The organism is Bilifractor sp. LCP19S3_H10 (assembly GCF_052119185.1).
In the GTDB taxonomy this organism is placed as follows: domain Bacteria; phylum Bacillota; class Clostridia; order Lachnospirales; family Lachnospiraceae; genus Bilifractor.
Genome location: NZ_JBQKFT010000085.1, coordinates 1 through 337 on the forward strand (window position 1 = coordinate 1; position 337 = coordinate 337).

General features: G+C 44.8%; 1 protein-coding gene. It reads left to right on the top strand.

Annotated features, from left to right (window positions below):
* On the top strand, positions 1-337 hold a 337-nt coding region (gene tnpA / locus ACTQZS_RS15525; RefSeq protein WP_441476613.1), incomplete at both ends, for an IS66 family insertion sequence element accessory protein TnpA.

Here is a 337-nt window from a genome sequence, read left to right on the forward strand (position 1 = left end):
GATATCATTCAGGCCTGTAATGCCAGTGGTCTTACAAAAAAGGCCTGGTGTGAACAGAATGGTATCAACATTAAAAGCTTCTATTACTGGCAGCGACAGTTGAGACATGAAGCTTATGATGTACAATCTGCCGCTCTGTCTCCGGAACCCGAGGTTACTTTTGCAGAGATTGCCGTTCCATCATCTCCCCAAAACATTGTCGATCAGATGATGACGGATTCGGCATCAAGTTTTTGTCCGGATGCTGTCATTCGAACCGGTACCTTGACAATCGAAGTATCGAATCATGCATCCAGAGAGGTACTCTCACTTATCCGATCGGTGATGAAATATGCTA